This is a genomic window from Sinorhizobium sp. BJ1, from assembly GCF_002531555.1.
In the GTDB taxonomy this organism is placed as follows: Bacteria; Pseudomonadota; Alphaproteobacteria; order Rhizobiales; family Rhizobiaceae; genus Sinorhizobium; species Sinorhizobium fredii_B.
This window is the reverse complement of record NZ_NWTH01000078.1, coordinates 1-6,408: the sequence shown is the minus strand read 5'-3', so window position 1 is coordinate 6,408 and position 6,408 is coordinate 1. Positions and strand designations below refer to the sequence as shown.

Genomic DNA, 6,408 nt, shown 5'->3' with positions numbered 1-6,408 from the left:
GGCGAGGGATTAAGCTCACAAGGGTTGACGCAAAGCCCGTTACAGAAGATCGCATAATGTACTGGCGGCAACTGCCGGCGCTGAAGCAAGATATCTTTCGGGCGTTGACATAGCATTCCACGCCGTTGCTCGGCTCAATCCCTTGGTCCGATCGCGCCTCTCGCGCAGGTCGTTGCCATGCGCAAAGCGAAGTGCTTCCATGGGCTCCATGAGTCTTGCTCATGGAGCTTTCGATGTCTCTAGACGACGTTGATCTCAACCTTCTTCGCGTCTTCGACGTGTTAATGCAGGAGCGAAGTGTCACGGGCGCTGCCGACCATTTGGGGCGGACCCAGTCTGCCGTCAGCCATTCTCTCGCCAAGCTGCGCACACTTTTCAAGGACGAATTGTTTACACGAGATGGCGGCACCATGAGACCCACGCCGCGAGCACTCGAGCTGGCGACGGATTTGTCTGATGCGCTGGCGAAAATTCGCGCGTCGATCGGGCGCTACAAGGTTTTTGATCCCACAACGACCGAGCGAAAGTTTCGTGTCGGCCTCACTGACTATCATGCGATGATATTCATTCCGCGGTTGATTAAGGAATTCTCCGAGCAGGCGCCGCATGCCACGCTCAACGTGATTCCCGCGAACCGAGTCGAGGCCGAAAGCGCCGACTACTTTCGGCAGGTAGACTGCACGTTGACGGGCGCAAATCTCAAAGATGATCCCAGTCTGGTCAAGGTGGAGCTTGGGCAGGACAGGTTGCTTTGCGCCGTGTGGAGCGGTAGCCAAATTGCACGGAGTCCACTGAGCCTGGAGACTTATCTGTCGGCTTCGCATCTTCAGATTTCGGCAGATGGTCTGGCTGAGGGCTTGGCTGATGGTGCACTGAGAGAGCGTGGTCTCAGGCGAAAGGTCGTGGCCACCATCTCGAACTACTTAGTTATGCCGTGGGTCCTAAGGGGAACCGAGCTCATCACTCATTGCGGCGACGGAATTCTTCAAATGTTTGATGAAACAAGCGAGGTGACACTTCTCTCGCCGCCAATCCCCATTTCATCCGTAAGCGCAAACCTCGTCATCCATCGGCAGATGGCCGCTGATCAGGGAGCCCTTTGGCTGCGGCGATTAATAACCGAACTCTACCACGCCGCTCAAATAAAGAAGAACGAAGTAATATTGGCGAACAAGCTCATGACGTGAGCGGTGGCGGCTTCGGCACTACTCAAGCACGATCTGCAATCAAAGCGGCAACTCTTGTTCCGAGTCTCGACTGACCGAAAAACAGGGTCGGCGACGGCGGTAGCAGTGTGAACGAAATTCATAATCCGGATGAAGACAATCAATTTGACAAATTAATGCCTTAGGGGCGACCCTCTTCTTGCAAATAAAAAGGGGATCCTTCTATGCGCAAGATTATGACTGGAGTTGTCGGGGCGGCGTTTGCCGCTTATGCGTCCACCGTCTGGGCAGGGATGTTGGACAACGTAAAGGCAAAAGGAATTCTCACGTGCGGGACAAATCCGGCAACGGCGGGCTTCAGCGTCCCTAATAACGAAGGGAAGTGGACGGGGTTCGTGGTCGATTACTGCCGTGCTGTGGCTGCCGGCGTCCTCGGCGATGCGACCAAGGTCAAGTTCATTCCCCTCAATGCAAAGGATCGCTTCACCGCACTCCAGTCCGGCGAGATCGACATTCTGGCGCACAACGCCACCTGGACTTCCTCGCGCGATACCTCGCTCGGCATCATTTTCGCCGGCACGTATTTCTATGACGGCCAGGGCTTCATGGTGCGCAAGTCGGAGAACATTAAGTCGGCGAAGGACCTGGACGGCGCATCGATCTGCGTTTCGCAGGGAACCACCACAGAGCTGAATCTCGCAGACTACTTCCGTTCCAACGGCATGACCTTCAGCGCTGTCGGTTTCGCCGATGAAGAGGCCGTCATCAAGGCCTATGAAGAGGGGCGGTGCGACGTCTTCTCCGCCGACACGTCCAGTTTGAACGCTGCGCGTATCCGCATGGCCAATGCCGATGACAGTGTCGTTCTCCCCGAAATCATTTCGAAGGAGCCTCTCGGACCCGCTGTGCGCCAAGGTGACGATCAGTGGCTCAACATCGCCAAGTGGACTCTCAATGTCATGCTCGCCGCAGAGGAGTTCGGCGTCACTTCGAAGAATGTCGACGAGATGAAAAACTCCGACAATCCGAACATCCGCCGCCTGCTGGGCGTCGAAGGCAGTTTCGGCAAGGATGTAGGGCTCGGCGAAACGTGGTCGCAGGACATCATCAAGCAGGTCGGCAATTATTCCGAAATCTTCGAACGTTCGATCGGCAAGGAATCTCCGCTGAAGATCGAGCGGGGCGTTAATGCTCTCTGGAGCGCAGGCGGCCTTCAGTACGCGCCCCCCATCCGTTGATGGGCAACGGAGGCCGCCGCGAAAAGCGGCGGTCCCCTGGTCAAGTTGGGAGGCACGAATGGTTGACATCTCTCAGCCTGCGCATCTGCGCAGGGCTTTCTCGATCTATGACAAGAAGGTTCGCGCAATCGCCTATCAAGCCGGGTTGGCTGTAAGTCTGGCTGTCATCGCTGTAGGAATCGCGACCCAAACTGTTTCTAACATGAGACAGCGCGGCATCCCCCTGACGTTCGACTTCTGGAACCAAACGGCGGGCTTCCAGATAAATCAGACCCTCATCCCTTATGACACCCTTTCCAGCTATGGCCAGGCGTTCTGGGTCGGGGTCGCGAACACACTTCTTGTCAGCGCTTTCGGCATCGTGCTTGCCACGATCATCGGGTTCCTGATCGGCATTTCGCGTCTTTCCAACAATTGGATAGCAGCCAACGTGGCAACTTCGTACGTGGAGGTCATCAGGAACATCCCGCTGCTGCTTCAGCTTCTGTTCTGGTACAACGCGGTACTCAAGCCGCTGCCCGCGCCGAAGTCTTCTATCGCCCTGCCGGGGGGAATCTATCTCAACAACCGTGGGATCATCCTGCCTGCTGTCGAGTTTCATGCAGGGGCCGGCTTGGTGGGCATGGCCATCGTTGCAGCAGTCGCATTCACAATAGCATTCAGCGCCTACGCGAGCGGCGTTCAAAAGCGAACCGGCAAGCAGCTTCCGGTTTTGGCCGTCGGTCTGCTCCTGCTCACAGGCTTACCGTTGGCGGCCTATGTGGCGGCGGGAAGCCCATGGTCTTTCACGTATCCGGAACTCAGGGGCTTCAACTTCCGTGGCGGCCAGCAAATCTACCCTGAATTCGCGGCTCTCCTTCTCGGCCTCTCCGTCTACACGGCGTCCTTTATCGCTGAGATCGTTCGCGGGGGCATACAGGCGGTTTCCAAGGGTCAGACCGAAGCGGCCCATGCCCTCGGGCTCCCGCAAGGCAAGACGTTGCGCCTCGTTGTGGTGCCTCAAGCGCTGCGGATCATCATTCCGCCTCTGACCAGTCAATACCTGAACTTGATCAAGAACTCCTCGCTTGCTGTTTTCATTGGATATCCTGACCTCGTGCAAGTCTTCGCGGGATCGGTACTTAACCAGACAGGTGCCGCGGTCCAGGTGATGGCCATAACGCTTGCGGTATACCTGGTCATCTCACTGATTACGTCAGCAGCAATGAATGCCTTTAACCTGCGCTTCGCGCTCGTGGAGAGATAAATGACCACAACTCTTCCCGTCGCGACGGCTTTCCATCACGAGTATATCCCAACCACCCCGCCACCGGCGGACATCCGGCCTAGCCCTCTCACCTGGGCGCGAAAGAACCTGTTCTCAAGCCCGTTCTCATGCTGTTTGACTGTATGCTTCACCGGATTGGCGGTGTGGCTCGTCTCTCAGTTTCTGAGTTTCGCGTTGATTAATGCCGTCTGGAGCGGTGATAGCGAGGTCTGTCGCGCGAATCCCGATGGTGCATGCTGGTCATTCATTCGTGCCAAGCTGAACTACCTCCAGTACGGAGCCTATCCTCCCACCGAACGCTGGCGCGTCGACCTGACACAGGTAATCGGGGCCATTTTGATCGCTTGGCTTCTTTGGCGGAACGCTCCGCGTCGGAACACGGCAGCGCTCCTATTCTTCGGAGTGTACCCCGTTGTTGGGTTCGCTCTGCTTCGCGGCGTCGAAGCGATCGGCCTGCCTGTCATCGACACCACCCTCTGGGGCGGGATGATGATCACGCTCTTGATGTCGGTCGTGGGGATTGTGTTTTCGCTGCCGCTTGGTGTCGTCCTGGCCCTCGGCCGACGCTCCGAGCTACCGATCGTCAAGGCTGTCTGCGTCTTCTACATTGAGGTTGTGCGCGGTGTGCCTTTCATCACCGTTCTCTTCATGGCGAATTTCATGATGCCTCTATTTGTGCCGGAGGCGCTCACACCCGATAGGCTGCTGCGGCCGATGATCGGAACCGCCCTCTTCTCAGCCGCATACATGGCAGAAGTCGTGCGCGCCGGATTGCAAGCTATCCCGAAGGGACAATACGAAGGCGCCCAGGCTCTTGGGGTCGGGTACTTTACGATGATGAGGCTAATCATCCTGCCTCAGGCCTTGACCATCGTCATCCCCGGCATCGTTTCGACATTCATCGGCCTGTTCAAGGATACGACGCTGGTGGCCATCGTCGGCATCGCGGACTTCCTGCGCGCAGTCGAAGCAGCCCGCATCGATCCCAATTGGGCAGGACCAACGATCTCCTCCACCGGCTACCTCTTCGCCGCGATCATCTACTGGTTGTTCTGCTTCGGAATGTCTCGTTACTCGCAGTCTGTGGAACGTCACCTCGCGCGCGGCCATAAATCATAGGAGTTGTTGATGCTCAGCAAACCAAAGCCGGCAGCTTCTGTGTCGGGCAGTCCGAAAATGGCCGTTGAGTTGTATCAAGGCCGCGACGCCTTCTGCCTTTCAAAAGCGCTCGATCGGAGCGTGCACAGCACTTCTTGCGACAAATCCTGCAGTGACTTTTCCCGCTCGTTTTACCAGCGCGGTGGTTCGCGCAACAATAATTTCTAGGAATCTGAACCAATGACATACTCACAGCCGGGCGTGCCGGCGGCCAGGAAACTGGGCGCGAAGGAGTTTGATTTTGGCGTTGTCCACGATCGCAGCCAATTCGGATCTGCGAAATGGGCCAATCAATGGGATGAGTTCTCCCCTCGTGTCGAGGGCGAAGGGCTGATCTCTCTCTGGACGGCTGACATGGACTTCCGGGCGCCGAAGCCAGTGATCGCGCGCCTGCGGGAGGCTGTCAATCATGGTATCTACGGCTATACGAAGCGCGATCCGCATCACTATGAAATCGTCAAATCATGGTTCGAGCGTCGCCACAACTGGGACGTGGACCTGGCGACCCTGCTTCCTGCCCCTGCCATTATGCCTTCGGTTGCGGCTATACTGCGGACCTTCACGCGGCCAGGAGACGGTGTCATCGTACAGGCGCCAGTCTATTCGCCATACTTTCAAGTCGTCCGCGACAACCATAGGACGCTCCTGATCAACCGCTTGAGGCTTGTTGAGGGTGGTTACGAGCTCGATCTGGATGACTTCGAGCGTCTGGCTGCAAACGGGGCGCGCGCCTTCTTGTTGTGCAACCCGCACAACCCAGCCGGGAAGGCCTGGACGCGCGAGGACTTCGAGAGCTTGGATTCGCTGTGCGAGCGCTACGGCATTCTGGTCATCTCCGACGATATTCACTGCGACATTCGCCTAAACGACAGCCCACATGTCGTGTTTTCCTCGATCAGTGAGGGCGCGGCGGCGAAGTCCTTCATCTGCACAGCCCCTACCAAAACGTTTAACTTGGCCGGTGTGCCTTCGGCCACGCTTTCCGTCGCTGACTCGAAACGCCGGGAGAAATTGTTCCGGGTCATGCAAGCGTCGTTCATGGTGAACGCCAATTTCTTTGGGCGCATAGCTCTGGAGGTTGCTTACACCTCAGGCGATCAGTGGCTGGACCACCTGACACCCTATATTCGCGACAACGTCAATCTTGTATTGAGCCGGGCCGCAGAGTCACTTCCGGGTATCTCCCCTATGCGACCGGACGCCTCGTTTTTGGTCTGGCTGGACGCGCGGGAAGTGGACGCAAAGGTTGGAGGCGTACATCGCTTCTTCGTCGAGCGAGCCGGCGTCAACTTATACGACGGGCGCGTTTATGGGCCGGGTGGAGAGGGCTTCATTCGGCTCAACGTCGGTTGCCCGCGTTCGGTCCTCGAGGAAGCTTTGGCTCGCATGGCGAGCGCCCTTTCATCGCTTTAGGCCTTTGTCGACAACGCTCATAACCGAGCCGCCGCCCTTGACCCATTAGAGAACGGTATCGGTCGAAGGGAGCCGTTCTTCACGAGCCCCGTGCACGGCTTGTTTCTTTTGAGCGCAAGCTGCGTGCCATCGCCCGTCAGGACGACAACGCACTTCGGCTGATGAC

General features: G+C 57.3%; 6 protein-coding genes. All 6 read left to right on the top strand.

What is annotated here, in order from left to right; all coding sequences use genetic code 11:
• Positions 1-233: 233 nt before the first annotated feature.
• The 6 genes from CO676_RS33800 to CO676_RS33780 all read left to right on the top strand — a co-directional run bounded on the left by CO676_RS33800 (position 234) and on the right by CO676_RS33780 (position 6,242).
• Entirely contained in the window at positions 234-1,187 is a 954-nt protein-coding gene (locus CO676_RS33800) for a LysR family transcriptional regulator (RefSeq protein ID WP_097524256.1), read from the top strand.
• Between the two features lie 215 nt (positions 1,188-1,402).
• Positions 1,403-2,404: an amino acid ABC transporter substrate-binding protein gene (locus CO676_RS33795; protein ID WP_245424658.1), complete on the top strand. Its 1,002-nt coding sequence runs from the start codon at positions 1,403-1,405 to the stop codon at positions 2,402-2,404.
• A gap of 58 nt (positions 2,405-2,462) precedes the next feature.
• Positions 2,463-3,650, top strand: a complete 1,188-nt coding sequence (locus tag CO676_RS33790) for an amino acid ABC transporter permease (protein ID WP_097524253.1) — start codon at positions 2,463-2,465, stop codon at positions 3,648-3,650.
• Positions 3,651-4,790 (top strand): amino acid ABC transporter permease, encoded by a 1,140-nt coding sequence (locus CO676_RS33785; protein ID WP_179875767.1) that lies wholly within the window; start codon positions 3,651-3,653, stop codon positions 4,788-4,790. It abuts the gene before it with no gap.
• A 9-nt stretch (positions 4,791-4,799) separates the two neighbouring features.
• Positions 4,800-4,997 carry a hypothetical protein gene (locus tag CO676_RS35040; RefSeq protein ID WP_144340251.1) on the top strand — a complete coding sequence of 66 codons (198 nt, stop codon included), beginning with the start codon at positions 4,800-4,802 and terminating at the stop codon, positions 4,995-4,997.
• Positions 4,998-5,009: 12 nt separating this feature from the next.
• The gene (locus CO676_RS33780; RefSeq protein ID WP_097524252.1) at positions 5,010-6,242 is read left to right on the top strand and encodes a MalY/PatB family protein; all 1,233 of its coding nucleotides are present in this window, start codon (positions 5,010-5,012) and stop codon (positions 6,240-6,242) included.
• Positions 6,243-6,408 lie beyond the last annotated feature (166 nt).

Bases quoted from the DNA above. Each gene is read 5' to 3' on its own strand.
- CO676_RS33800 (WP_097524256.1), top strand. From the start codon at position 234: ATGTCTCTAGACGACGTTGATCTCAACCTTCTTCGCGTCTTCGACGTG.
- CO676_RS33785 (WP_179875767.1), top strand. From the start codon at position 3,651: ATGACCACAACTCTTCCCGTCGCGACGGCTTTCCATCACGAGTATATC.
- CO676_RS33790 (WP_097524253.1), top strand. From the start codon at position 2,463: ATGGTTGACATCTCTCAGCCTGCGCATCTGCGCAGGGCTTTCTCGATC.
- CO676_RS35040 (WP_144340251.1), top strand. From the start codon at position 4,800: ATGCTCAGCAAACCAAAGCCGGCAGCTTCTGTGTCGGGCAGTCCGAAA.
- CO676_RS33780 (WP_097524252.1), top strand. From the start codon at position 5,010: ATGACATACTCACAGCCGGGCGTGCCGGCGGCCAGGAAACTGGGCGCG.
- CO676_RS33795 (WP_245424658.1), top strand. From the start codon at position 1,403: ATGACTGGAGTTGTCGGGGCGGCGTTTGCCGCTTATGCGTCCACCGTC.